We start from the raw sequence: 24,875 nt of genomic DNA on the forward strand, positions 1-24,875 counted from the left end.
GAAGATATATTATTTTACTAATATAAAGTTTTTTGTTGGTGTATAGCTATTTTTATAGAGTATTTATTATTTTTACATAAAAATGAGTTATTTTGTCAATATAATATTTAAGTTGTACATGAAAAATATTTTTTTAAAAGTATTGACTTCCAAAAAAAGAAAAGCATATAATGATTTCAAATTTAAAAACGCAAGCGTTGATGAAGAAGAGTACATATTATGGACATGTCAGAGAGCTGATGGTTGGTGCGAATCAGTATGAAAGTAATATGGAATGGGCTTCGGAGCTTCCAAACCGAAACGATAGAAGTAGGCTTTGGCGAAAAGATCTCATCGTTACAAGAGACACGTATTGTATTTCGATACGGAAAAGTGCGTTACTTTTGTAACGAATTAAGGTGGCACCACGGGAGTACCCGTCCTTTTTATAGGATGAGTACTCCCTTTTTGTATACAAAAAAATGAATAGGATAAATCGATGAGTAAGAAGAGTACGTATATTGGAGACGTTCCAGAGAGCCGGGGATAGGTGAGAGCCCGGTGCGGTGCCATATGCGGAATGGGCTTACGAGAGGTATGCTGAACTGTAAGTAGGCAACCCGGGTTCCGCCGTTACAAGGATTGGGTATAAGATTGTACCTGAAAAAGCGGGATGCTTTGCATCCAACAAGAGGTGGTACCGCGGTATATTTATCGTCCTCTGCATATTTCCATATGCAGGGGACTTTTTTATTTTGCATAGAGAGGTGACAGTGATGATAACGAAAGAACAATTTATGATGGGAAAACAACAAGGGAAAACCTTTCTTGTTATTCAGGAAGAAGAAGGCGATAGCTTAACACCGATTGCGTTATATCGCCGGATAAAAGGTGAGAAAAAATTTCTACTCGAAAGCTCGCAGCTTCATCAAGATAAAGGACGTTATTCCTATTTAGGATGTAATCCTTACGGAGAAATCAAAAGTATTGGCAAGGAAGTAAAAATTACGATAAATGGTGCGACGGAAAAGGTAAACGGAAATGTATTAACAGAGCTAGAAAGTGTTCTGACATTAGAGGAAATTGAGAGTCCGTTCCCATTTTGCGGAGGAGCGGTTGGTTATATTGGGTATGATGTAATTCGGCAATATGAAGATATTGGAGAGATGCTCGCTGACCCTTTAAATATTCCAGAAGTCCATGTGCTACTTTACCGCATGTTCGTTGTATACGATCATGTAAGGCAAAAACTATCATTTGTATATGTCTATCGCAGCGGCGATACAGATTCGTATGAAGAGGTGTATGAACAGCTGCAAACATATAAACAAAAATTGCTGTGGAAATCAGAGGAACAGGTGAAGGATATAGGTGCTTCCTTATCATTTACATCTTCTGTAACAGAAGAAAGGTTTTACAAAATGGTTGAACAGGCAAAGGAATATATTCGGGCAGGGGATATCTTTCAAGTTGTGTTATCACAGCGTCTGCAAAGTGATTTTACAGGAGATCCATTTGCGTTATATCGTCGTCTTCGCACAGCGAATCCATCTCCTTATATGTTTTATATTGATTTTCAAGATTACGTCGTACTTGGTTCTTCACCAGAAAGCCTACTTTCTGTACGAGAGGAAAAGGTGATGACAAATCCAATTGCCGGAACAAGGCTGCGTGGAAACACAAAAGAAGAGGATGAACAAATTGCGAAGGAGTTGCTTGCAAACGAGAAGGAACGAGCGGAGCATATGATGCTTGTTGATTTAGGAAGAAATGATATAGGACGTGTGAGTGAGATTGGTTCCGTTCAACTAGATAAATATATGAAAATCGAGAAATATTCGCATGTCATGCATATTGTATCTGAAGTTTCCGGAACATTGCGAAAAAATACGGATTGTTTTGATGCATTAGCACATTGCTTACCAGCAGGCACTGTATCAGGAGCTCCTAAAATTAGAGCAATGGAAATTATAAACGAATTAGAAACAGAAAAACGAAATGTGTACGCTGGAGCTGTTGGGTATATTTCATTTTCAGGCAATATGGATATGGCACTTGCGATCCGAACGATGGTTGTAAAAGACGAGAAAGCATATGTACAGGCGGGCGCTGGTGTCGTGTATGATTCAAGTCCAGCGGCTGAATATGAAGAAACGCTAAATAAAGCAAAAGCTCTCTTGGAGGTAATGAAATGATTGTCTTAATTGATAACTATGATTCATTCACATATAACTTGTATCAATTGTTAGGCCATCACACAAAGCAGATTGTTGTCGTGCGTAACGATGAAGTGACAATTGAGGAACTAGCGGACATGAAGCCAAAAGCAATTATTCTTTCGCCAGGGCCTGGAAGGCCGGAAAATGCAGGGATTTGTATGAATGTGATTGGGCATTTTTATCAAACAGTTCCGATTCTCGGCATTTGTCTAGGTCACCAAGCGATTGTTACTGCTTTTGGCGGAGAAGTTGTGCGGGCAGAACAGATCAAACATGGGAAAACGTCGCTTGTAAAACATAATGGCACATCAATATTCTCATATGTAAAGCAACCGCTGACAGCGATGCGTTATCATTCACTCGTAGCAAGGCAGCACAATCTTCCGAGTTGCTTTGATGTATTAGCGACAGCGATGGATGACGGAGAAATCATGGCAATTTGTCATCATTACTATCCGCTTTTCGGATTACAGTTTCATCCAGAATCCATCGCAACTGAAGAAGGCGATAAATTAATACAGGCATTTTTATCCCGCATTAACGAGGGGGAGAGAGTATGAATGGCTATCTTCGAAAATTAATAGAAGGACAAGATTTAACGGAACAGGAAATGTATGAAGCGGGTATTAGCTTATTAAGCGAAAATATTTTAGAAAGTGAAATTGCAGCCTTTTTAGCATTGTTAAAGGCAAAGGGGGAAACGGCAGATGAAATATACGGCCTTGTTCGCGCCCTTCATGAAAAAGCATTGCCGTTTTCCAATCATATTGCAAATGCGATGGACAATTGCGGAACAGGAGGGGACGGAGCGCAAACATTTAATGTGAGTACAACATCAGCTTTCGTACTTGCTGGTGCAGGTGTAAAGGTTGCGAAACATGGTAACCGTGCCGTTTCTAGTAAAACAGGAAGTGCGGATTTATTAGAAGAACTCGGTGTGAACATTGCATGTTCGCCAAAGCACATTGATTATTTGCTAGAGAACGTTGGAATTGCCTTTCTGTTTGCGCCAGCAATGCATCCAGCACTGCGCCGCATTATGAAAGTAAGAAAAGAATTAAATGTTCCAACAATCTTTAATTTAATCGGACCGCTTACCAATCCCATTCATTTAGAAACACAGTTCGTCGGGATTTACAAACGGGAGATGTTACTTCCAGTGGCAGAAGTCTTGCAAAAGCTTGGTAGAAAAAGAGCAATTGTTGTAAATGGCAGTGGGTTTTTAGATGAAGCATCTTTGCAAGGAGAGAATCACGTAGCAATTTTAAAAGATAACAACATTATTGAAATGAGTATTTCTCCAGAAGAGTATGGATTTTCATGTGTGAAAAATGAAGCGATTCGAGGCGGAGATGCAAAGGGAAATGCCAGTATTACATTACATGTGCTGCGCGGAGAAGATAGCGTATACCGTGATACAGTGTTATTAAATAGCGGGCTTGCCCTCTTTGCAAACGGAAAAGCAAGGACAATTGAAGATGGTATTCGCTTAGCGGCTCGTAGTATTGATTCAGGAAAGGCGCTGGAGAAATTAAATTTATTAATTGTTGAAAGTAACAAAAAGCTAGAGAGGGTGAACTAAATGGAAACAATTTTAACGAAAATTATTGAACAAAAAAAGAAAGAAGTAGCAGTGTTATATGAAACGTATACCCCTAAAAAGAAAAACCGTACATCATATTCTCTCGTAGAAGCATTAGGGAAATTTACTATAATTGCAGAAATAAAACGTGCTTCACCATCTAAAGGGGATCTTAGCTTACATGTTGATATCGCAAAACAAGCAGAGCTCTATGAAACAAATGGTGCAGGAGCAATTTCTGTTTTAACAGATAGTCAATTTTTTAAGGGCTCGTTTCACGATTTAGAAACGGCAAGAAATCACGTGAATGTACCGCTTTTATGTAAAGATTTTATGATTGATCGAATCCAAATTGACCGAGCGTATGAAGCAGGGGCTAATCTCATTTTACTGATTGTTGCTGCATTAACAAAAGAACAGTTATTTGAGCTATATACGTATGCAAAAGAAATCGGCTTAGAAGTGATTGTTGAGATTCATAACGAAGAGGAGCTAGAAATAGCGTTAGAGCTAAATCCTGATGTCATTGGAGTAAACAATCGAAACTTGAAAACATTCGAAGTGGATTTAAGAACAACGGAACAGCTTGGGAAACGGTTAAATGAACAAAACGTCCTTTGGATTAGCGAAAGCGGTATTCATAAGAAAGACGATATGATTCGTGCTAAGCAAGCCGGGGCAAAAGGAATTCTTGTCGGAGAAGCATTCATGACTGCACCGTCTGTCGGAGACTTTTTTCAAGTGCTGCAGGTATCAAAATGAAAGTAAAGATTTGCGGGATTACCGATATAAGAGCGGCAAAAATCGCTTGTGAATACGGGGCAGATGCCATTGGCTTTGTATTTGCAAAAAGTAAGCGGGAAATTATGCCGGATGGGGCAAAACAAATCATTGAAGAGCTCCCTGAGAATGTAATGAAAGTTGGCGTTTTCGTAAATGAGCCAATTGAAGTAATACAGAATATTGCAAAGCATTGTGGTTTAACACATGTACAACTGCATGGGGATGAACAAAACTATCATATTAGAAGATTGAATATTTCGTCTATAAAGGCAGTCGGTGTAAGCTCGTGTGAAGATATAGAACGAGCAAAGGAATATGAAACTGATTTTATACTATTTGATAGTCCGAAAGAACAATTTCATGGCGGAAACGGAAAAACATTTTCATGGGAGTTATTGCAGTCAAATCCGATTGGAAAAAAAATCATATTAGCCGGCGGATTAAATCTTGAGAATATAACAGAAGCGATTGAAATGGTTCAGCCGTATATGGTTGATGTGAGCAGCGGTGTAGAAACAAATGGCAAAAAAGATATTGAGAAAATAAAACAATTTATAAAAAAAGCGAAGGAGTGTTAACTATGCAATATGTCTATCCAAATGAAAAAGGTCATTACGGTATGTACGGAGGGCGTTATGTTCCAGAAACGTTAATGCAGTCTGTTTTAGAATTAGAAGAAGCATATAAAGAAGCAATGCAAGATGAATCATTTCAAAAGCAGTTACAACATTATTTACAAACGTATGTCGGCAGACAAACACCTCTTTATTTTGCGGAAAATCTAACGAAGTATTGCGGCGGATCAAAAATTTATTTAAAGCGCGAAGATTTAAACCATACAGGTGCTCATAAAATTAACAACACAATTGGGCAAGCACTTCTTGCAGTGCGAATGGGTAAGAAAAAGGTAGTAGCAGAAACCGGGGCTGGGCAGCATGGAGTCGCAACAGCAACTGTATGTGCCTTGCTTGGCTTAGAGTGCGTCATTTTCATGGGAGAAGAGGATGTGAAGCGTCAAAAATTAAATGTCTTTCGAATGGAACTGTTAGGCGCAAAAGTGGAAAGTGTTGCAGCAGGAAGCGGAACGCTAAAAGATGCAGTAAACGAGGCGCTTCGCTACTGGGTTGCACATGTACATGATACGCACTATGTGATGGGATCTGTTCTTGGACCGCATCCGTTTCCGCAAATGGTACGTGATTTCCAAAGTGTGATTGGCAAGGAAACGAAGAAACAATATGCAGCGCTAGAAGAAAAATTACCGGAAGCAGTTGTAGCTTGTATTGGCGGCGGCAGTAATGCGATGGGAATGTTTTATCCATTTGTACAAGATGAAGAAGTTGCACTTTACGGCGTAGAAGCAGCAGGAAAGGGAATCCATACAGAAAAGCATGCCGCAACATTAACGAAAGGAAGCGTCGGCGTCCTGCACGGATCGATGATGTATATTTTGCAAAATGAAGACGGACAAATTCAAGAGGCGCACTCGATTTCAGCAGGGCTTGATTACCCGGGGGTTGGCCCGGAACATAGCTTATTAAAAGACATTGGCCGTGTATCGTATCATTCCATAACAGATGAAGAAGCGCTCCATGCTTTTCAGTTGTTAACGAAGAAAGAGGGGATAATCCCAGCATTAGAAAGTTCACATGCTGTGGCGTATGCACTGAAACTAGCACCTACTATGAAAAGTGATGAAGGGCTTGTGATTTGTTTATCAGGACGCGGCGATAAAGATGTGGAAAGTATAAAACGTTATATGGAAGAGGTGTAAGTGATGGGAGTAGAAAGAATAAGTGAAGCATTTCAAAATGGAAAAAAGGCGTTCATTCCGTATGTAATGGGCGGAGATGGTGATTTGCAAGAACAAATTCGTTTTTTAGATGGAGCCGGAGCAAGTATTATTGAAATTGGTATTCCATTTTCTGATCCAGTTGCAGACGGACCAACGATTCAAAGAGCAGGAAAACGAGCTTTAGAAAACGGATCGACGTTAGATGGGATTTTCCAAGCACTTGCGGAAGTGAGAAGAGAAGTGCAAATTCCATTTGTACTCATGACCTATTTAAATCCTATTTTAGCATTTGGGAAAGAGCGTTTTATAGGGCGCTGCATCGAAGCTGGAGTCGATGGGATTATCGTGCCAGATCTTCCATATGAAGAACAAGATATCATTGCACCACTGCTATGTGATGCAAACATTGCGCTTATTCCGCTCGTAACAGTAACGAGCCCTATAGAACGAATTCAAAAGATTACAAGTGAATCACAAGGATTTGTTTATGCTGTCACGGTAGCGGGCGTAACGGGAGTACGCCGCGATTTCACGCAAGAATTACACACATACTTAGAAAAGGTAAAAACGAATGTTCAGCTTCCTGTTGTTGCAGGGTTTGGTATATCGAAGGCGGAGCAAATAGAGGAAATGACTCGAGTATGCGACGGAGTCGTTGTTGGAAGTAAAATCATTGAACTGTTAGAGAAGGAAAAGCGAGATGAAATTCGCGAGCTGATTGCTGCGGTGAAATAAAGGAATAAGCTCCCTAAAGTGCACATAGAGTGTCGAAGCGCCGATATATTTTAAAAAACGGTCGATATATGAGTGGACATATAAAAAGGAGCTGACTCAAACGAAATTTACATCTCTTTTGAGTCAGCTCCATATATTAACCTAATGGATTTTCACCAAAACGTTCCCATAATTTTGGGAATCGCTCGGCTAATTTGTCTTCATCTTCTTCCCAGTCAAATTCTATGTCTTGTTCAAATGACTCATAACCTTTTTCATCAAGTAACGATGAAAATTTCTCCCATATCTCATTATCCCACTCTGTATCTCCTGTTTCTTTTAGGCTAAAAGCTTCAAATCCAGTACTTAACATTTCCTCAAGTTCTGGAATGAGATCTTCCTCTTCATAATAAGCAGGAATTAAGCTAGCTAGGTTTTCAGGGTTTTGCACAGTGGATTCAAATGTTTCTTTTCCACATGCGATGAGCCAACCTCTAAAGTAATCAAATGAATCGTCGGAGCATCCACCTAAAATAATATAAGCAGCTGCCCATAAAGAGGAAGTGTAGGATTGCCCTAAAGCAGTTTGGAAATGCATTTCAAAATCTGCAATTTCATCTGCGGATTTTGCAGCTAACTGCTCAATTAACCATTCAACTGTTTCGTCTTTTGAATTCATATCTGAAATAAGTTGCCAAAATTGTTCTTGGTTCATTGCTATCACTCCTCTAAAAAAGGTGTTTTTTGTAGTGTAACATGTTTTTAATAGTTTACTAGATAAAGAATCTGATAAAAAAACGACAAAAAATGAATTGAATATTCTGTCTTATGTTATATAATATCTTTTAACATATCGGTCGCAGTAATGTATGGCCGAATTATCTTGACCAACTAAAAAGAAGAGGGTTTTATAACGTTTTTTTAATTGTACCTTACAAGAAACGAGATGATGGTATGGCAATACTACTGGCTCTTATTCCAATCATGATGATTTTCATTTGTTTATTTGTCTTCAAGCAAACATCGCTGAAAGCATCGATAATTTCTTATGTCGTGTGCAGCGGAATTGTTTTACTATCACCGCTATTTCGCCTGCAAATGGGGGAGATTGCCCATGCCACAATAAAGGGCGGTTTAATTTGTTTCATCGTTGGATATGTATTATTTTTTGGTATTTTTTTATTTCACCTTATGAATAAAATGGGGTATATCGATCAAGTTGCTCGTTTTATGGAACATGTTACACATGACCGTTTACTGCAAATGCTCCTCATGTGTTTTGGGATTTGTCCCCTTATTGAATCGGTAAGTGGTTTTGGAATTGGATTTATGGTGGCTGCTCCTATTTTTCTTTCGCTCGGTTATAAGCCGTTTCAAGCCGTTTTGCTTTCGTTTATCGGTTTATTAGCAAGCTCATGGGGAGCAATGGCGACCGGAACGATTATTGGTTCAGGGCTAATTCATATGCCTTTAGTACAACTTGGTTCTGGTACAGCAGTATTAAGTGTGCCGAGCTTTGCATATTTTATCATCCTTTCATTGTATATAGTCGGCGGCTGGGCGGCAGTAAGACAAAAATGGAAAGAAGCAACAGGATTTTTTCTATTATTTTCTTCTTCTATCTATTTATCTAGTACATATGTAAGTGTTGAATTAGCAGGGATTTTAAGTGCAATTGTAACGATAACGTTTGGATTTATCATTATTAAAATGACGGCAAAACAGCAAAAGGAAGTGTATTCGGAGCAAGCAGCTGCTGAGCAGAAAGAGGTATCCATTATAAAAATAGTTAGTCCATATTTATTTTTAACAGTGTGCATCTTGCTTTCTCGCTTAATTCCATCCTTTCATAGTACGTTACAATCATATGCTGTTATTCATTTACCATCGTACGCTTACAAACTTGAGTTACTGTATTCGCCAGGATTTTGGCTTGGGGTTACATGTTTATTTACTATTATTTTTTTCCAAATTCCTTCTATTATAATAAAACAGTCATTACTGCAAACGGTGAAACAATGGATCCCCTTTGCGATTACAACGACAATGTTTATTGCGATTTCAGAACTAATGAGTGCAGCAGGGATGCACGCTTTATTAGCAGAATCCGCTGGTCATATGTTTGGAACGATGTTTGTTTTCGTCGCCCCGTTTATCGGTAGTATAGGCGGTTTTTTAACAGGAAGTAACGCTGGATCAAATGCGATGTTTATGAGGCTACAAATGCAAACCGCGCAGAACGTAGGACTTCCGTGGCAGTTTGTGACAACGGTGCAAAATACAAGTTCTTCTTTCGCGACAATTGCGTGTCCATCGCGAATTACACTTGGTGCTTATTTATGTAACATTCCATTTCGGGAAAATGAGCTCTTGAAGAAGACGACGCTGATGATTTTTGGGGCTGTGTTAATTGTGGTGGTGGAGGTTTTTGTGTGGCGTCTTATTGTGTAAAAAACATTTCTCTTATAGGAGAAATGTTTTTTTTGTAGAAATATAGATATTTACATTATTAAAGAAGAAAGAGTGGATGCAAGATGAGTATAAATTTAAGGGATATTACAAATGAGAATTGGATAGAGTGTATATTTTTAACGACAAATAAGGAAGATAAACATTTCGTTTGTGAAGAGTTTGTTGCTTCGAATGCCTTATCATTAGCCCAATCGAAGATTCAAAAAGGTTGGATTACAAAGGCAATATACAGTGATGAAACAATGGTCGGCTTTACAATGTATGGATATTGTGAACAACATCATTTTTTTGAAATATGTAGACTTATGATAGATCATAAACATCAAGGAAAAGGGTATGGGAAAGCGGCATTATTACAGGTAATCGAAGAGATGAGAAAAGATGCGAATTGTAATGAAGTTTTTCTATCTTTTGAACCAAATAATATTGTTGCTAAACAGCTCTATAAAAGCATCGGCTTTGAAGATACAAGCAGAATGGTTGAGGGGGAGTGTTTGTATAATTTACCATTAAAAGGGGTGGAAAGTTCCGTAATGACTGATAATTGAAGAAAATGGGAATTGTAAACGATAGATAATGACAGAAGGAGTGACACGATGAAATACGTTATTATAGGCGGAGATGCAGCTGGAATGAGTGCAGCAATGCAAATTGTTCGCAATGACCAAGAAGCAAATGTAATCACTTTAGAAAAAGGCGAAATCTATTCATATGCACAGTGCGGCCTTCCTTATGCGATTAGCGGAATCATTGCTTCGACTGAAAAGTTAATTGCTAGGAGCGTTGATACGTTTCGGAATAAATATCATATTGATGCCAAAGTGAATCATGAAGTGACACGTGTAGATCCAGCGAGTAAAAAAGTATATGGCATACATACGCAAACATCAGAACCATTTGAATATGAATATGATCGTTTATTAATTGCAACGGGTGTGCGTCCAGTTATGCCGAACTGGAAAGGTAGTGACTTGGAAGGAGTTCATCTATTAAAAACGATCCCGGATGCAAAGCGCATTATGGAGACGCTACATAATAAGAAAGTTGAACATGTTACCATTATTGGTGGCGGTGCAATCGGGATAGAAATGGCAGAAACATTTGTTGAACTTGGAAAAAAAGTGCGCATGATTGAACGGAATGATCATGTCGGTACTGTTTTCGATAAGGATATGGCAGCATATATTCATGAAGAAGCAACAAAACATAACATTGAAATTCTGATAAATGAAAATGTGAAATCGTTTCAAGGGAAAGAGCAAGTTGAGTCTGTGGTAACAGATAAAGGAATGTATGAAACAGATCTTGTTCTCGTATCAGTTGGAGTTAAACCGAACACTGATTTTCTAGAAGGAACAGAAATCATTAAAAATCCAAAAGGTGCGATCCAAGTTAATGCATATATGCAAACAAATATAGAAGACATTTATGCGGCAGGAGACTGCGCGACGCAGTACCATATTATTAAAGAAAAACATGATCATATTCCGCTTGGAACAACGGCAAACAAACAAGGAAGAATTGCGGGACTAAACATGGTGAATAAACGAAGGGCGTTTAAAGGGATTGTCGGAACAGCGGTTATGAAATTTATGGACATCACATTAGGACGAACGGGTCTAAATGAAAAAGAAGCAGAACAATTACAAGTACCATATGAAATTGTAAAAATAGATTCGACAAACATAGCGGGATATTATCCAAGTAAGAAACCGCTGCACGTAAAATTATTGTATCGTCCGGATACAAAACAATTGTTAGGCGGACAAGTAATCGGCGAGCAGGGTGTAGATAAACGAATAGACGTACTGGCAATGGCGTTGTTTCATAAAATGACGATTCATGATTTAGAAGACGTTGACTTAAGTTATTCTCCGCCGTTTAACAGTGTATGGGATCCGTTGCAGCAAGCAGCGAGAAGAGGGGAATAAAATAAAGCATCTCTTGAAAGAAGAGATGCTTTATTTCTGACTATAAATAAGATTTTATTCGTTTCATATCGGTAATTAAATAAGGATTATCTTTCCTCATATTTTTTACAAGAACTTCAGCTTTTGTGTAGTCTTCTTTCAGAACTTCTAATTCTTGTTGTGTAATTCCGACCAATTGTATGAAGTTCACTCTACCATGAACAGTGTCAATTCCTTCTGCTTCCGTATCACTTACAACTAGTAAAGCAGTAATAGCAGATTCAACACCAATATGAAGAGACGATCCATTCCCTGCCACAAATTGCATGGGCTCAAAAAACCTTTTCTGTGTGCACGTATAGCGAGCAAGATTAGATAGCATATCAATTGCCCACATACAATCTTCATTCGTATCCTCTTTCAGTTTGATAGTCATTTCATAACCCCAGCGGCTCCATTCACCACCAAATGCGTCTTCATCTGTGTAAAGCGTCGTCATTCCATACGTTAGTAAATGCTTGTAACCATTTGGGGATTGATAAATACTGTAACCATCTAAATATTCGTCTCCACCAAAAAAGGCCCGTTTATGAAATGTAGTTCCATAATGTGCGGGTTTCTGATTCGGATAAAGTTTATCAAAAACTTCATCAATTGCTTCCCATCCTGGTGCCCAATCTTCTTGTTCTGATGCTTGTTTTTTATATTCTTCTAAAATCAATTCGTATTACCTCCTTAATCTTGGTAAATGCGTGCCGTTACAATGATAAAATAATAGAATACTAAGTTCTACTACTCTTCTTTAGCTTTAGGTTATATTTACTTCTTACCTCATAGGAAAAACTATTCAAATACCATTTTATGAAATATGTATTATTCAACTAAACTGCATTGTTAGTTAAAGAACAATCATATGTGGATTATAACATATTTTTCCATGGATCTTAGCTGTCCACTTAAAAAGTGTAGATATTAATGGTAAATCCTAGAAGTGGCAGAGTATTAGACTTATTCAGAGGTCATTTGCTACAGTTAGGAAGAGGTGAAACGAATGCATAGAATGTTGATAGATAGAGCTAGCGGGAAAACTTGGAGTATTCAAAGAAATGATAGCATACTTATCACTTCGACTGGGGGCAGAAAACCTCGGAAGAAGCAGTTTGATAATGCTGAGCAGGCAGCCAAGCAGATGGAGAAGGAAATTTGGCAGAGATTGAAGAAAGGCATGATCTATCATAATTTGGAGGTATCGGCAGGAGAACCGGTGCTGCAGCTATATTTGGGAAAGGGATATACAGGATTTCTTCCCATGCTATGACAACAAGGATAATCTTCTCCCCGGATGATCATCTTTTGTTTACTCAGGAGCAATACGGGTGCTGGGATTTACTTGTATATGATTGGCAGGCTAAGAAGAAATGCGAGGATTGGCAGATAGGTGAGACTAGGAGTTGTGCGATTCATGCGGAAAAAGGACTGGTAGCTGCTTATGACAGAGGAGCGGTACGACTGTATGACTTTGTAACAAAACGGCATGCAACTACAATCGCGATTGAGCATGTGGTGAAATCTTGTAATATAGCATTCACTGAGGACTATTTGGCCGTTTATACAGATTATGGTTGCTTTAGTCTTTATGCGTTGTAAGGGAGAGACTTCACCTTGCCGAAGTTTTTGCACGGTGAAGCTACGTGCAAAATTCAGCATCTAGCATAGATTTGTATGAAAACTAGGATGAATTGCTTACGTTAGAATGCCATTTAATTCTTATGCAACTTATTCAACGATAGGCTGTGATTGTAGAACAACGCTAATGTTAGTCTAAAAAGTAGACACGACAAACTACTTTCTCACATTAAGTTAGGCTTTATTTTTAATTCACACTTTTTGCGTACCGTACAATTTTTTTAATATAGCGGTATTGTCATCAACCTAACAAAAATAAACGAACGGAAGAAGATAAAAATTGAGCAATTTGCACAAAGTTTTTGTTGTGGATAATTATGAATTCTTGACTTGATGAGCATGAGACAATGAAAAATATTTCTATAAAATGAATAAAGAGAATAAGATATAAAGTCTTCATGATAGTTCAACAAGGGAATCTGGCCAACTTGATTGACTTACGGGGGGAACTTCATTCAAATTAACTATGAATGCTAACATGTCAATCATTGTACCTGTAACTTTGTAAATTCGTAAAATCCTCATACTATTTCAATAACTAACTTTACTGTTGTTTATTTTGAGCAAAGATTAGCCAAAGTACAAAAATACTTACTTGATTGCTTTTTTGTGTAAAAAAGAGCCTTGTTCTATACGAAGAAAATGAATAGTAATGCAAATATACTACTGGCATTCTTGTAAGACAAAATGGTTAAATCTTATTTTCTTCTCAACAACATGACATTTTTATTTCTCAACATGATAACCATTATTTATATGATAATATAAAAATTGTAGTTCCCTTAATCACCTTTCCTGTAACATCAATATGTAGAAAAACAAATCCTCATTTAGAGGGTTTGTTTTATAAAACATATAAAAATTTCACGTACTATATTTATTGTATAAATTTAATTTCGACAAATATACTTATGAGTGCCACCGTTTGCTCAATTCATAAAAAAGCTATCCTAGGGCAATAAAAAAGTAATCAGAGTACATCCAGATAGATGCAGAGAAGTGTGTGAATCTCTAGATGTATTTACGTTTTATATGATAAAAAATATAGCTGATGGCAAGCGTGATACAAGAAAATAAAATAGCAATGCTAGAAAAAGCGAGTAAGTAAGCATTATACTTTGCTATATTTGCGATAATTGCATGGCTATTAAAATGAAAAAGACCTCCTATAACATTGAAGAGAAGTAGGAACAAAAAGATCGTGATTAGTCCATCTAATGCACCTTGTATGTCAGGTTTACTTAAGGCAATATGCGTAGAGATACAAATTGCTAGGATCAGAAAGAGCCAAAAATAAGGATTCAACAGATTATCAATAGTAAAAATGCTTTTTAATAATAGGATAGAAGATAAAACAGTATGTTTGAGCATATCACTCATAGCGCCGCCTGGCTGGATATTTGTTTCAAGGCCATTCATAAATACTGAGTATGAGTGGGGGAGAAGGCAATATATTAAGCCAACTAGCGCGGCAATTCCTGAAAAAATAGGAGCAATACCGATAAAGAAATTACCTATTTTTTGATAGATACTTTTCGGATTATATTCGTGCTGTACATATCCTAAATACCCGTTACTTGTATTCGTTGGAAACCATTGAATATCCACGATTTTATGCCCAAATAAGACGCACATAAAGGCATGCCCGAATTCGTGAATGGGTGTTCCAATCCACGAGGTTAAGAGGAAGCCATTTCTTCCGAAAGCTCTTGTCCAATATGTTCGCGAACGATTTTCTAAATAGCCTAATAGAAATCCAACTACAATAATCCATCCTACTAATGAAGCTAACTGAATAAAGGTTGTCATAAGCATTGTAAAAAAGAAATTTCCTAATTCCATTTTGTCACCTTGTCCATTGTTATTTTATAACTAGTAGATTACGATAATTGCGTAGCATCAGTCTACAATTATTTTTGTAATGGAAGTAGAAATGAAGAAAACCCTCTTGCATTTGCAAGAGGGTTCTTCGATTGATATAAGAATCAACCTTCTAATAATAATGATTTTGGATCTTCAAGCATTTCTTTAACTGCAACAAGGAAGCTAACAGCCTCTTTTCCATCTACGATGCGGTGGTCATAAGATAGAGCAAGGTACATCATTGGACGGTTTTCCATGCGCTCTGCATCAATCGCAACAGGGCGTACTTGGATTTTATGCATACCAAGGATACCAACTTGTGGGCTGTTTAGGATTGGTGTTGACATAAGAGAGCCGAACACGCCACCATTTGTAATTGTAAATGTACCACCTTGTAGTTCTTTTAAAGTAAGTTTGTTATCACGTGCTTTTTTACCAAGATTACGAATTTCGCTTTCGATTTCAGCAAAGTTCATTTGGTTTGCATCACGTAAAACAGGAACAACTAATCCATCTGGAGCTGCTACAGCGATTCCGATATCGTAGAATTTCTTGATGATAAGCTCATCACCTTGAATTTCAGCATTTAATAATGGGAATTGTTTTAATGCTGCTACAACTGCTTTTGTGAAGAATGACATGAAGCCAAGACGAACATCATGTTTCTTTTCGAACGCATCTTTACGTTCTTTACGTAATTCCATGATAGCTGTCATATCAACTTCGTTAAATGTTGTTAACATTGCAGACGTTTGCTGAACTTCTACAAGACGATTTGCAATTGTTTGACGGCGGCGGGACATTTTTACGCGCTCAACTGGTTTTTCAAACTCAGTTTTTGCAGCTGGTTTTGGACTTTGTTTTTCTTGTTTTGGCTCTGCTTTTGGCGCAGTAGCATGTGCTTGAACATCATGCGGTCTAACGCGGCCAAGTGGATCAGTGCTGCGTACGTCATTTAAGTCGATTCCTAATTCACGTGCCATTTTTCTAGCAGCAGGTGAAGCAATTGGACGATCTGTATTTGGAAGACCTTGTAAAGGTGCTGGATTTGACGCTGCACTTGGAGCCTCAGCTTTTGGTGCTTCCGTAACTTCTTGTTTTGGTTCTGCTGGAGCAGGTGTACTTACTGCTGCCGCTGCATTTGCATCTAAAACTGCGATAACGTCACCAATTTCAACTGTATCCCCAGGTTCTCCTAGTAATTTTGATACAATACCTGAATCTTCTGCAATGATTTCTACATTGACTTTATCTGTTTCAAGCTCAACAACGCTTGCGCCTTTCTCAACTTTGTCACCTACGTTGATAAGCCATTGTGAAATAGTTCCTTCTGTAATAGATTCTGCAAGCTCAGGTACTTTAATTTCGATCATTTTAAATGTCCTCCCCTATTTTGCCTAACAATTGATTTAATATAGTTGTATAAATAATCTTCTCTAATCGTGAATGGGGGAGACCCCCATTCACAAGAAGTTAACAGTATTACTTATTGTGAACAAATTCTTGTTCTTGTTGTAACTCGAAATTGATATTAAGAGTTTTATTAATAATCAATTCTTGTTCTTTTCTATGAACATGAGGATCGCCACCTGATGGACTTGAACGATCGGGACGTCCAATATAGTTCGCTTTTACTTTGTCAGAAGCAAGTTCGAATAGAATTGGTGCAACATAATGCCATGCGCCCATATTTCTTGGTTCTTCCTGTACCCATACGATCTCTTCCAAGTTTTCAAAACGCTCAGCAATCGCTTGGATTTTCTCAGTAGGGAATGGGTATAACTGTTCAACGCGAGCGATATGCACTTCATCTAGCGTATGTTCTTTCTTGTTCGATTCGACATCTACTGCTAAATCGATTGCCATCTTACCTGTAGTTAATACAAGACGCTTCACTTTACTTGTTTCTGTTCCAAGGTTCGGCTCTTCTACAACTGTTTGGAAGCTGCCTTCACTTAACTCAGAAGCAGGTGAAGATGTAAGTGGATGACGTAACAAGCTCTTTGGCGTCATAATTACTAATGGTCTTACATAATCAGTTCCAAGACTTGCTGCTTGGCGGCGCAGGATATGGAAATATTGCGCTGCACTTGTTAAGTTTGCAACTGTCCAGTTATTCTCTGCAGCAAGCTGTAAGAAACGTTCTGGACGAGCGCTGGAATGCTCAGGACCTTGGCCCTCATAACCGTGAGGAAGAAGGAGAACAAGACCAGATTTTTGACCCCATTTTGCTCTTCCTGATGAAACGAATTGGTCAAACAATGCTTGCGCTGTATTCGAGAAGTCACCGTATTGTGCTTCCCACATTGTCAATGTTTCAGGAGAGAATACGTTATAGCCATACTCAAATCCTACAACAGCAGCTTCAGAAAGCGGACTATTATGAACCGCGAAAGAAGCGCGTGCTTGTGGCAAGCGATGCATTGGCGAATACGTTTCGTTCGTTTCTGTATCATGTAATACAACGTGGCGCTGTGCGAATGTACCACGCTCTGAATCCTGTCCTGTCAGACGAATTGGCGTACCGTCTTGTAAGATTGAAGCAAACGCTAACGCTTCGGCATTTGCCCACTCTAGCTTACCGCCATCTTTAAATGCGCTTTCACGACGTTCAAGGATTTTCTTTAATTTTGGATATACGTTAAAACCTTCTGGCCACTCAAGAAGACTTGTATTCAATTCTTCAAGTGTTTCTAATGGAACACCTGTCATCATTTTTGGAATTCCGTTTGCAACTACTTCTGGAACTTCAACGTTAGCAGATACTTCTTTTTTATCTGAAGAAACTTGGTTATATTCAGCTTTCAAATGCTCTTGTATAAATTGCGTAATTGTTTCTACTTCTTCAGCATTTAGAATGCCTTTTGCCTGTAACTCTTCAGCATATAAAGCTCTTACAGTTGGATGCTTGCTAACCTTTTTGTATACTTTCGGTTGTGTAACTGCTGGATCATCCATTTCGTTATGACCATAGCGGCGATATCCAATTAAGTCAATTAGGAAATCCTTTTTGAATAGCGTACGGTACTCAAAAGCAAGAGTAGCTGCAATCAGACAAGCTTCAGGATCATCAGCATTTACGTGTACAATCGGAATATCAAAGCCTTTCGCAAGGTCACTTGAATATCTTGTAGAGCGAGAATCATAACTATCAGTTGTAAATCCGACTGCGTTATTCGCAATAACATGAATCGTTCCGCCTGTTTGATAACCTTTCAGTCTGCTTAAGTTCAGTGTCTCAGGTACGATACCTTGACCAGGGAACGCAGCATCACCGTGTACTAAAATTGCGAAAGATTTAGAAACATCTTGCGTTGGATAACCTGCTTGTTCGCGATTTTCCTGAGCAGCACGTGCAAATCCTTCTACAACTGGATCTACAAATTCAAGGTGACTTGGGTTATTTGCTAAAGTAACTCGTGTAAGAGCTTCTCCAGATCCAATCAATTGCTCTTTACCTAAGTGATACTTCACATCACCAGTCCAACCGATATTGTTCTTATCAGTGCCCTGCATCGGTGCTGAATGTTTAAATTCAGTGAACATGTGACTATATGGTTTTTCTAATGTATGAGCGAGTACACTAAGACGTCCGCGGTGAGCCATCCCGATCATAATATCTTTCACGCCGCCTTTAGCGCCTTCAGAAATCATTTCATCAAGCATAGGAACTAGCATATCAACGCCTTCGATAGAAAAGCGCTTTTGACCAACGAATGTCTTATGCAAAAATTGCTCGAAACCTTCAACCGCTGTCAATCGTTTTAAAACAGCAATTCGTTTCTCGTTTGATAGTGGATGATACAAGGAAGTGGATTCCACCATTTGTTGCAGCCATGCACGTTCTTCACTATCTTGAACATGAGCGAACTCATAAGCTAAAGATTTTGAATACACATCTTTTAATCTATTAACAGCATCATACGCTGTTTGAACATCAGCAGGTGCATCTGCCCAAACTGTTTTCGCTGAAATCGCTTTCAAATCATTTTCGCTTAGTCCCTCTAAAGAAAACTGCCCATCCACTTTTTCCTCCAGCGGATTAATATGTGCAGAAAGGTGACCGTATGAACGAATATTTTCTAAAACTTTTGCAGCTTTTAGAACTTTTTCTATATCTGTATTGTTTTGAGAAGATAAATGAGAGCCGCTAGTAGTGCCCGCTGTAAAATCTGTATAAAAAGGAGGAGCACCCCAACTTGCGAAAAGCTCTTCTAACTCTGGATCAACAGAACCTTCCCCAGCTACATAACGATCGTACTGTTCAATGACATAGCCAAGGTTTGGACCATGGAACTTAGCCCAAGGACTGTTTGTATTTGTATTCTTCGTCGTCATTTGACAAAACCTCCTACTCGTTAGAACCAGTAACGAGTGCAATTCATTTTATATTCTTATGTTATTACGATAATTTACATAATACAAAACGTTATTACTTATCTGTTTTGTAAAAAAACGTTCACAATTACTTATCACCCAGAAATTTACTATGATTACCAAGTGAAACTTGTACAATAAAACTACTATCTAGGGATAAAATGGAAATGGAATTACCACCTAAAATTATAAAGAAAATTATGAACATTCAAGCGAAAACGTTTTAAATTATGTATACTACAATAATAAGCGCTTTCAAAAATATTATACAACAATATTACAAAGTATAATAGGAAAAAAGATAAAATTTAGAATTGATCGTCAATTCAGTTCGTTGAGAGAGGTAATATCAGAGTAGAAGGGGATGTCTTACTATATTTTATATATTCTTGTTGTAAATGGATTGATACTATTTTAATAGATAGTATCAAAAAGAAAGACTACAGTATAAGTCGTACTAACTTTTTATCTTGTTTAGGGGCTATTCATTGTTTATGTAGTTATTTTTGTTGTTGAACCTACGTGATTTTCTCTTTAAGGAAGTAATAAATATATAAGAAAATATTGAACATCATTTATGATATTTGGAATGATTGATGCAATAATCAAATTATGTATAGGAATTGCCTTATTAATAATAAGTCCGAAACGTTAGTAATTAGCCTTATAAAGGACGGGGAAAAATTCCCGTCTTTTTTATTTTTGTAACAAAGCTCTCAACTCTTGTAATAGAAAGAATCATATTTTTAAGATGTAATATTTTATGATAGTTTGAGTGAATAGTTGTGTAAATTAATAGAAGCTAATAAAAAGGAGAAATATTATAGAAGGCAATGATTAGAAAATAATACTAAAGAAATTTATCAATACAATTTTTGCAGAAAGATTTGTGATTTTTATTGAGTAGCGAACATATTTTTTAAGTAATGTTTTGGCTAATGGGAAAGTAGAACACATTTAGCCCACTATTCGTGGGGGGTAAGACCCCCCATTTCTGCTGGCGTGACTTTTAAGGGAGGAATGCGAATTGAATACGTTTCAAAAAGGGTTAAGTAGTTTAAATAAAGAAGTAGAAATTGGAAGCTTACCAATTCAAGGACAGATTCCTATATGGCTGTCTGGTAGTTTGTTTCGAAATGGTCCTGTCCATTTTACGGGAGGGCACTGGTTTGATGGATTAGCAATGATCCATAAGTTTTCGTTTCACCGTGGAAATGTGTCATATACAAATCGCTTCCTACGAACCGAAGCCTATCATCATGTAATGGAAGCGGGAAAACAATTGGCTGGATTTGGATCATCTGGAACCGCAGGAGGCAAAAATAACACGAACGTTAATATTATGAAAATGGACCATCATTTTCTGGCCTTAACTGAATCGCCTGGGATAGTCGAATTTGATCCACTAACTTTAAATACTGTAGGTGTTTATCAATTCCAAGATCATATTCCATTTGGATTTCATGGGATATATACAGAGGAGGGGATGTAACATGGAACGGAAACAAATTGTACGTGGAATTATCCTTTCTTTACTTATTAATGCGGCATTGCCCATTTTAGTTTACGAGCTGTTACTAGGGCATGTGTCAAATATCATGGCGCTCACAATTGCCACAATGATTCCTTTAGTAGAAACTATAATCTATTTTCTGAAGTATAGAAAATGGGATGCATTTGCAGTGTTTATGTTAGTTGGATTTATTCTTTCAATTATTGCTGCTCTCCTTGGCGGAGACGAAAGACTTATTTTAGTTCGGGAATCCTTTGTTACAGGAGTTATGGGGTTAATTTTCCTTGGCTCTCTTATTACCCGAAGACCGCTAATTTATTATTTCGCCTTACGATTTACTGTCGGGAAAACAGAAAAAGAACAGGCGTCTTTTGCTGATAAGTGGAACAACCCTTACTTTCGTAAAGTGTTACGAATCATGACAACAGGGTGGGGGATTGTCTTATTAGGCGAAGCGTTGCTGAAAGTGGTACTTGTCTATAACCTTTCAGTATCGACATTTTTAGCAATTTCTAATTTGGTTACGTATGGATTCATTGGACTTGCAATTATTTGGACCGTCCTGTATCGCAGAAAATCACGTCAAAAAATAGATCCAACAAAAAGAGGATGACACGATAACCATCTTATTGTGTTGATTTGTGAACAACAAGAGACAAAATGGTGAAAAAAGAAATCATGATGGAATTGGTTATCCATCCGTTTATAACGAAAAGAGCGCCCGAAGATGGGCGCTTTTTTTTATTCGCATAATCAGTGCTATCCGAAGAGAATCTAGGTTAGGAGAATTATTTCTATGTACCACTTCGAAATATCTATTCTATATGCCTCTTAAAATTTAGTTTTAATACACTTTTAAAGTCCATTTCAGCAATTAATACACTTAATAAGATGAGTGTTGCACCTAAGTAACCTTTCAATGTGAGAGTTTCACCTGTGAAAAAGAAAGCGAACCCTGCAGAAAATACAGGCTCTAATGAAAAAATAAGACCTGCATGTGTAGGAGTCGTATGTTGCTGCGCGATGACTTGGACAATGAAGGCCATTGCAGTACAAAATATGCTTAATATTAAAATGGAAAACCATGATTCGAAATTATTAGGAAGTTTTGGTGTTTCCATAAACATTGAGAAAATGATACTAAATAGACCAACAAACCCTAGTTGTAATACGCCAAGAGCGATGGAATTCACATGCTTAGTCATGGTTCCAGTAACGATGATATGAACGGCGTAAAATAAAGCACATAATATGCATAATATATCACCGTAACCGATTTTTAAGTCACTATTTAATGTTAATAGTCCAATTCCGACAATCGTTAAAACGATTGCTAATACAACCTTTTTTTCAGGCCGTTGTTTTAAAAATATAGATGATAATATCGGGATGAATATGACAGTGAGACTCATTAAGAAACCAGCATTCGAAACGGTTGTATACTTTGTACCAAAAGTCGCAAAAACATAAACGATAAACAAAATAGAAGCTAATATAAACGCATATTTTACAGTTTTAAAATCAATTTTGATTAAATGTTTGTAAAATACGATGCCTGATAAAAGAAAAGCAATCATAAAACGTAATGAGATTAAATTATATTCTTCTATGTATGTGAGCCCAACCTTTGTAAGTAAGATGGATGCACCCCAAAAAAATGTAACCAGTAGTAGCATTAAATCAGCTTTTAATTGCGTTTTCATCTCTATTTCCTCGTTATGTATAATTTGTAATTCTATATACTCTTCTTATTCATTTTAATATTAATTCGGAATATTTAAAATAAAAATATTTCATTATCATGAGTCGAAAATTATTTCTTTCCAGATTCATTGATAAGTCACATAGGTGACTCTCTTTTTTGACTTCAGTAAGGTTTATAACTGTAACTTTCGATAGGAAAGAGAGCATAGATTGTTTTTCAAAAAAGTATTTTTAAAAACTATTGACAGAATATTAATGCAAGCTCTATAATACAAAACATACTTATTAAAGATTGTAGCTACGTCATATAAATTAAAATAAAATTGAGCAATGAAGGGAATATAAGTAGTGCTTATCTCACTGTTTTAGAGAGCTGATGGAAGGTGCAAATCAGTACAAAGATAAGTGTGAATTTCAATCCTGGAGCATCTTTTTCGAAGTAAAGGACGACCTTTATGAGAGAAAGACGGTCAAATATGAGATCGTTAACAAAATCGAGAGGCAGACTCGGTCTGCAATTAGGGTGGTACCGCGATATATTCGTCCCTACTGATACAATCAGTAGGGACTTTTTTATTATATAAAAAACATAATATTGGAAATGCAGTGAAAGGAATATAGTAATACTTATTTCCCTGTTTCAGAGAGCTGATGGAAGGTGTGAATCAGTACATAAATAAGTGTGAATTTCAATCCTGGAGCATCTTTTTCGAAATAAAGGACAATCTTTATGAGGGAAAGACGGTCAAATATGAGATCGTTAACAAAGTCGAGAGGCAGACCTAGTCTGCAATTAGGGTGGTACCGCGGTGTAAATCGTCCCTGTCATGTAGGACAGGGACGATTTTTTTTTTATAAAAAGGAAAACTACAATTGATCCAATAAAATCTTTTGTAAAATTAAAAATCTTTATATGAAAATGAGAGGAGAACATTATGGAATTACAAAAAAGGTTATTGCCGCGGCATGTCCGTTTGATGGCACTCGGAGGAGCAATCGGCACAGGTATATTTAAAGGGACTTCTGAAACAGTATCAATAGCGGGGCCAGCAGTTATTTTTTCTTATCTGTTTGCAGGGTTATTGCTGCTTGTGGTAATGAGTGCACTTGCGGAGATGGCCATCGCTTATCCAGGGATGAATATGAAAGGATTTATTCGTAAAGCATTTGGGTCAAACGTGTCGTTTGTAATTGGATGGATGTACTGCTTCATGTTGTTAGTTGTATGCGTCATTGAAGTAATCGCTGCAGGAAGCTTTCTGCAATATTGGTTTCCTTCCATGTCTTTATGGTCTTTAAGTTTTATAAGTGCAATTTTCATTGTGGCTATTAACTTTATGAATGTAAAGCATTACGGAGAATTTGAATTTTGGTTTGCAGGAATTAAAATTACGATGATTGTTTTATTCCTTATTTTAGGCGGAGCTATTTTGTTCGGAGTGATTCCAAGTACTGAAACGAACTATATGCAAAACTACGTACAGCACCAGGGATTTTTCCCGCATGGCTGGTCAGGTGTATTTTCCGCATTATTAATTGTAATTTTTTCTTACGGTGGTTCCGAACTGATCGGATTGACTTTAACAGAAATGAAGGATACAGAGAAGGTATTACCTAAAGTGATTAAAGGAGTATTTTGGAGAATTGTATTATTCTATACACTTCCAATCCTTATTATTTGTGGATTAATTCCATGGAATGAAATTGGCAACCAAGCAAGCCCGTTTGTACAAGTATTATCAGCAGTTGGGTTTAAAGGATCGGCTCATATTATGAACTTCGTCCTAATCACAGCGGTATTGTCGGCGGCAAACTCCGGTATTTACGGCTGTACACGTATGCTGCATTCCTTAGCTGCAGAAGGAGAAGCACCGAAACAATTTTCATATGTTGCGAAGAACGGTGTTCCCGTATATAGCGTTATCTTAAGCTCCATCGTTCTTGTTGGCGGCACATTCGTCGCATACTTTTCACCTGACCGTGTTTTTGGATACTTAATGGCAATCCCAGGATTTACAGTATCAGTGGTATGGGTCAGCATATGTTTAGCACAACTGAAGCTTCGCAAAACATATACAAAGTTGCCGCATTTTAAAGTATGGGGATTTCCATATGCAACTTTATTTACTGCAATTACATTAAGTATTTGCTGCGTGGCATTTACATTCAGCGATCAAAACCGAGCAAGTATCTTTCTTTGTTTAGGCATTTTAATTATTTTAATTCTATGTTCTGCTTTTGTAGGCAAAAAGAAAAAAGTATAGCAATACTACATTTT

At 37.5% G+C, this 24,875-nt stretch carries 21 protein-coding genes and 4 other annotated features; of the genes, 15 read left to right on the forward strand and 6 right to left on the reverse strand.

Translation table 11 applies throughout. The features are described from left to right. The first annotated feature begins 188 nt into the window (after nucleotides 1-188). Nucleotides 189-427: a binding site (T-box leader), on the forward strand. Nucleotides 428-469: 42 nt separating this feature from the next. After that, nucleotides 470-704: a binding site (T-box leader), on the forward strand. Between the two features lie 51 nt (nucleotides 705-755). Genes trpE through trpA form a run of 7 tightly spaced genes read left to right on the forward strand, consistent with a single transcriptional unit; the run spans nucleotide 756 to nucleotide 7,093 of the window. Then, nucleotides 756-2,174, forward strand: coding sequence for an anthranilate synthase component I (gene trpE / locus PLX19_RS04935; protein ID WP_272187379.1), 1,419 nt, complete (start codon nucleotides 756-758; stop codon nucleotides 2,172-2,174). Then, the gene (locus tag PLX19_RS04940) at nucleotides 2,171-2,758 is read left to right on the forward strand and encodes an anthranilate synthase component II (protein ID WP_272187380.1); all 588 of its coding nucleotides are present in this window, start codon (nucleotides 2,171-2,173) and stop codon (nucleotides 2,756-2,758) included. Before trpE ends, PLX19_RS04940 begins: the two co-directional genes overlap by 4 nt. Continuing rightward, on the forward strand, nucleotides 2,755-3,780 hold the full coding sequence (trpD, locus tag PLX19_RS04945; protein WP_272187381.1) for an anthranilate phosphoribosyltransferase: 1,026 nt from the start codon (nucleotides 2,755-2,757) through the stop codon (nucleotides 3,778-3,780). The genes PLX19_RS04940 and trpD overlap by 4 nt, the downstream gene beginning before the upstream one ends. Then, nucleotides 3,781-4,542, forward strand: coding sequence for an indole-3-glycerol phosphate synthase TrpC (gene trpC, locus PLX19_RS04950; protein WP_272187382.1), 762 nt, complete (start codon nucleotides 3,781-3,783; stop codon nucleotides 4,540-4,542). Further along, the gene (locus PLX19_RS04955) at nucleotides 4,539-5,141 is read left to right on the forward strand and encodes a phosphoribosylanthranilate isomerase (protein WP_272187383.1); all 603 of its coding nucleotides are present in this window, start codon (nucleotides 4,539-4,541) and stop codon (nucleotides 5,139-5,141) included. The genes trpC and PLX19_RS04955 overlap by 4 nt, the downstream gene beginning before the upstream one ends. A gap of 2 nt (nucleotides 5,142-5,143) precedes the next feature. Continuing rightward, nucleotides 5,144-6,337, forward strand: coding sequence for a tryptophan synthase subunit beta (gene trpB / locus PLX19_RS04960; RefSeq protein WP_272187384.1), 1,194 nt, complete (start codon nucleotides 5,144-5,146; stop codon nucleotides 6,335-6,337). Nucleotides 6,338-6,340: 3 nt separating this feature from the next. After that, nucleotides 6,341-7,093 carry a tryptophan synthase subunit alpha gene (gene trpA / locus PLX19_RS04965; protein WP_272187385.1) on the forward strand — a complete coding sequence of 251 codons (753 nt, stop codon included), beginning with the start codon at nucleotides 6,341-6,343 and terminating at the stop codon, nucleotides 7,091-7,093. Nucleotides 7,094-7,229: 136 nt separating this feature from the next. Here trpA and PLX19_RS04970 read toward each other — a convergent pair whose 3' ends face one another. Beyond that, on the reverse strand, nucleotides 7,230-7,787 hold the full coding sequence (locus PLX19_RS04970; RefSeq protein ID WP_272187386.1) for a DUF4240 domain-containing protein: 558 nt from the start codon (nucleotides 7,785-7,787) through the stop codon (nucleotides 7,230-7,232). Between the two features lie 239 nt (nucleotides 7,788-8,026). Here PLX19_RS04970 and PLX19_RS04975 point away from each other — a divergent pair, with 239 nt between their 5' ends. The 3 genes from PLX19_RS04975 to PLX19_RS04985 all read left to right on the forward strand — a co-directional run bounded on the left by PLX19_RS04975 (nucleotide 8,027) and on the right by PLX19_RS04985 (nucleotide 11,475). Next, nucleotides 8,027-9,523: an L-lactate permease gene (locus PLX19_RS04975; RefSeq protein WP_272187387.1), complete on the forward strand. Its 1,497-nt coding sequence runs from the start codon at nucleotides 8,027-8,029 to the stop codon at nucleotides 9,521-9,523. Nucleotides 9,524-9,606: 83 nt separating this feature from the next. Then, on the forward strand, nucleotides 9,607-10,092 hold the full coding sequence (locus PLX19_RS04980) for a GNAT family N-acetyltransferase (RefSeq protein WP_272187388.1): 486 nt from the start codon (nucleotides 9,607-9,609) through the stop codon (nucleotides 10,090-10,092). Between the two features lie 48 nt (nucleotides 10,093-10,140). Then, on the forward strand, nucleotides 10,141-11,475 hold the full coding sequence (locus tag PLX19_RS04985; RefSeq protein WP_272187389.1) for a CoA-disulfide reductase: 1,335 nt from the start codon (nucleotides 10,141-10,143) through the stop codon (nucleotides 11,473-11,475). A 40-nt stretch (nucleotides 11,476-11,515) separates the two neighbouring features. Here the strand turns inward: PLX19_RS04985 and PLX19_RS04990 are convergent, their stop codons facing one another. After that, nucleotides 11,516-12,175, reverse strand: coding sequence for a suppressor of fused domain protein (locus tag PLX19_RS04990; protein ID WP_272187390.1), 660 nt, complete (start codon nucleotides 12,173-12,175; stop codon nucleotides 11,516-11,518). A 330-nt stretch (nucleotides 12,176-12,505) separates the two neighbouring features. Between PLX19_RS04990 and PLX19_RS04995 the strand changes: the two genes are divergently transcribed. Next, the gene (locus PLX19_RS04995) at nucleotides 12,506-12,772 is read left to right on the forward strand and encodes a hypothetical protein (RefSeq protein WP_272187391.1); all 267 of its coding nucleotides are present in this window, start codon (nucleotides 12,506-12,508) and stop codon (nucleotides 12,770-12,772) included. After that, complete coding sequence (locus PLX19_RS05000) at nucleotides 12,769-13,101, forward strand: hypothetical protein (protein WP_272187392.1); 333 nt, start codon at nucleotides 12,769-12,771, stop codon at nucleotides 13,099-13,101. Before PLX19_RS04995 ends, PLX19_RS05000 begins: the two co-directional genes overlap by 4 nt. A gap of 1,050 nt (nucleotides 13,102-14,151) precedes the next feature. Here PLX19_RS05000 and PLX19_RS05005 read toward each other — a convergent pair. The 3 genes from PLX19_RS05005 to PLX19_RS05015 all read right to left on the reverse strand — a co-directional run bounded on the left by PLX19_RS05005 (nucleotide 14,152) and on the right by PLX19_RS05015 (nucleotide 19,341). Further along, complete coding sequence (locus PLX19_RS05005; RefSeq protein WP_272187393.1) at nucleotides 14,152-14,982, reverse strand: hypothetical protein; 831 nt, start codon at nucleotides 14,980-14,982, stop codon at nucleotides 14,152-14,154. 143 nt (nucleotides 14,983-15,125) lie between these two features. Then, nucleotides 15,126-16,376: a 2-oxoglutarate dehydrogenase complex dihydrolipoyllysine-residue succinyltransferase gene (gene odhB / locus PLX19_RS05010; protein ID WP_272187394.1), complete on the reverse strand. Its 1,251-nt coding sequence runs from the start codon at nucleotides 16,374-16,376 to the stop codon at nucleotides 15,126-15,128. 109 nt (nucleotides 16,377-16,485) lie between these two features. After that, nucleotides 16,486-19,341 (reverse strand): 2-oxoglutarate dehydrogenase E1 component, encoded by a 2,856-nt coding sequence (locus PLX19_RS05015; protein WP_272187395.1) that lies wholly within the window; start codon nucleotides 19,339-19,341, stop codon nucleotides 16,486-16,488. Nucleotides 19,342-20,407: 1,066 nt separating this feature from the next. On the opposite strand from PLX19_RS05015, the gene PLX19_RS05020 reads away from it, so the two are divergent. Then, a complete protein-coding gene (locus PLX19_RS05020; protein ID WP_272187396.1) occupies nucleotides 20,408-20,872 on the forward strand; it encodes a carotenoid oxygenase family protein in 465 nt (154 codons plus the stop codon). A 1-nt stretch (nucleotide 20,873) separates the two neighbouring features. Then, nucleotides 20,874-21,506: a VC0807 family protein gene (locus PLX19_RS05025; protein WP_272187397.1), complete on the forward strand. Its 633-nt coding sequence runs from the start codon at nucleotides 20,874-20,876 to the stop codon at nucleotides 21,504-21,506. Between the two features lie 202 nt (nucleotides 21,507-21,708). Here the strand turns inward: PLX19_RS05025 and PLX19_RS05030 are convergent, their stop codons facing one another. After that, nucleotides 21,709-22,596: a DMT family transporter gene (locus tag PLX19_RS05030; RefSeq protein ID WP_272187398.1), complete on the reverse strand. Its 888-nt coding sequence runs from the start codon at nucleotides 22,594-22,596 to the stop codon at nucleotides 21,709-21,711. Between the two features lie 322 nt (nucleotides 22,597-22,918). Beyond that, nucleotides 22,919-23,148: a binding site (T-box leader), on the forward strand. Nucleotides 23,149-23,194: 46 nt separating this feature from the next. Beyond that, nucleotides 23,195-23,424 (forward strand) — a binding site (T-box leader). A gap of 108 nt (nucleotides 23,425-23,532) precedes the next feature. Between PLX19_RS05030 and PLX19_RS05035 the strand changes: the two genes are divergently transcribed. Then, complete coding sequence (locus PLX19_RS05035) at nucleotides 23,533-24,861, forward strand: amino acid permease (RefSeq protein WP_272187399.1); 1,329 nt, start codon at nucleotides 23,533-23,535, stop codon at nucleotides 24,859-24,861. The last annotated feature ends 14 nt before the right edge of the window (nucleotides 24,862-24,875 follow it).

Origin of the sequence: Bacillus sp. BP-3, from assembly GCF_028401955.1 — a bacterium.
In the GTDB taxonomy this organism is placed as follows: domain Bacteria; phylum Bacillota; class Bacilli; order Bacillales; family Bacillaceae_G; genus Bacillus_A.

Coding starts and splice junctions, on each gene's coding strand:
- PLX19_RS04980 (WP_272187388.1), top strand. CDS start 9,607: ATGAGTATAAATTTAAGGGATATTACAAATGAGAATTGGATAGAGTGT.
- trpC (WP_272187382.1), top strand. CDS start 3,781: ATGGAAACAATTTTAACGAAAATTATTGAACAAAAAAAGAAAGAAGTA.
- PLX19_RS04995 (WP_272187391.1), top strand. CDS start 12,506: ATGCATAGAATGTTGATAGATAGAGCTAGCGGGAAAACTTGGAGTATT.
- PLX19_RS05035 (WP_272187399.1), top strand. CDS start 23,533: ATGGAATTACAAAAAAGGTTATTGCCGCGGCATGTCCGTTTGATGGCA.
- PLX19_RS05025 (WP_272187397.1), top strand. CDS start 20,874: ATGGAACGGAAACAAATTGTACGTGGAATTATCCTTTCTTTACTTATT.
- PLX19_RS05000 (WP_272187392.1), top strand. CDS start 12,769: ATGACAACAAGGATAATCTTCTCCCCGGATGATCATCTTTTGTTTACT.
- PLX19_RS05015 (WP_272187395.1), bottom strand. CDS start 19,341: ATGACGACGAAGAATACAAATACAAACAGTCCTTGGGCTAAGTTCCAT.
- PLX19_RS04955 (WP_272187383.1), top strand. CDS start 4,539: ATGAAAGTAAAGATTTGCGGGATTACCGATATAAGAGCGGCAAAAATC.
- PLX19_RS05030 (WP_272187398.1), bottom strand. CDS start 22,596: ATGAAAACGCAATTAAAAGCTGATTTAATGCTACTACTGGTTACATTT.
- odhB (WP_272187394.1), bottom strand. CDS start 16,376: ATGATCGAAATTAAAGTACCTGAGCTTGCAGAATCTATTACAGAAGGA.
- PLX19_RS04970 (WP_272187386.1), bottom strand. CDS start 7,787: ATGAACCAAGAACAATTTTGGCAACTTATTTCAGATATGAATTCAAAA.
- trpA (WP_272187385.1), top strand. CDS start 6,341: ATGGGAGTAGAAAGAATAAGTGAAGCATTTCAAAATGGAAAAAAGGCG.
- PLX19_RS04940 (WP_272187380.1), top strand. CDS start 2,171: ATGATTGTCTTAATTGATAACTATGATTCATTCACATATAACTTGTAT.
- trpD (WP_272187381.1), top strand. CDS start 2,755: ATGAATGGCTATCTTCGAAAATTAATAGAAGGACAAGATTTAACGGAA.
- trpB (WP_272187384.1), top strand. CDS start 5,144: ATGCAATATGTCTATCCAAATGAAAAAGGTCATTACGGTATGTACGGA.
- PLX19_RS04985 (WP_272187389.1), top strand. CDS start 10,141: ATGAAATACGTTATTATAGGCGGAGATGCAGCTGGAATGAGTGCAGCA.
- trpE (WP_272187379.1), top strand. CDS start 756: ATGATAACGAAAGAACAATTTATGATGGGAAAACAACAAGGGAAAACC.
- PLX19_RS04975 (WP_272187387.1), top strand. CDS start 8,027: ATGGCAATACTACTGGCTCTTATTCCAATCATGATGATTTTCATTTGT.
- PLX19_RS05005 (WP_272187393.1), bottom strand. CDS start 14,982: ATGGAATTAGGAAATTTCTTTTTTACAATGCTTATGACAACCTTTATT.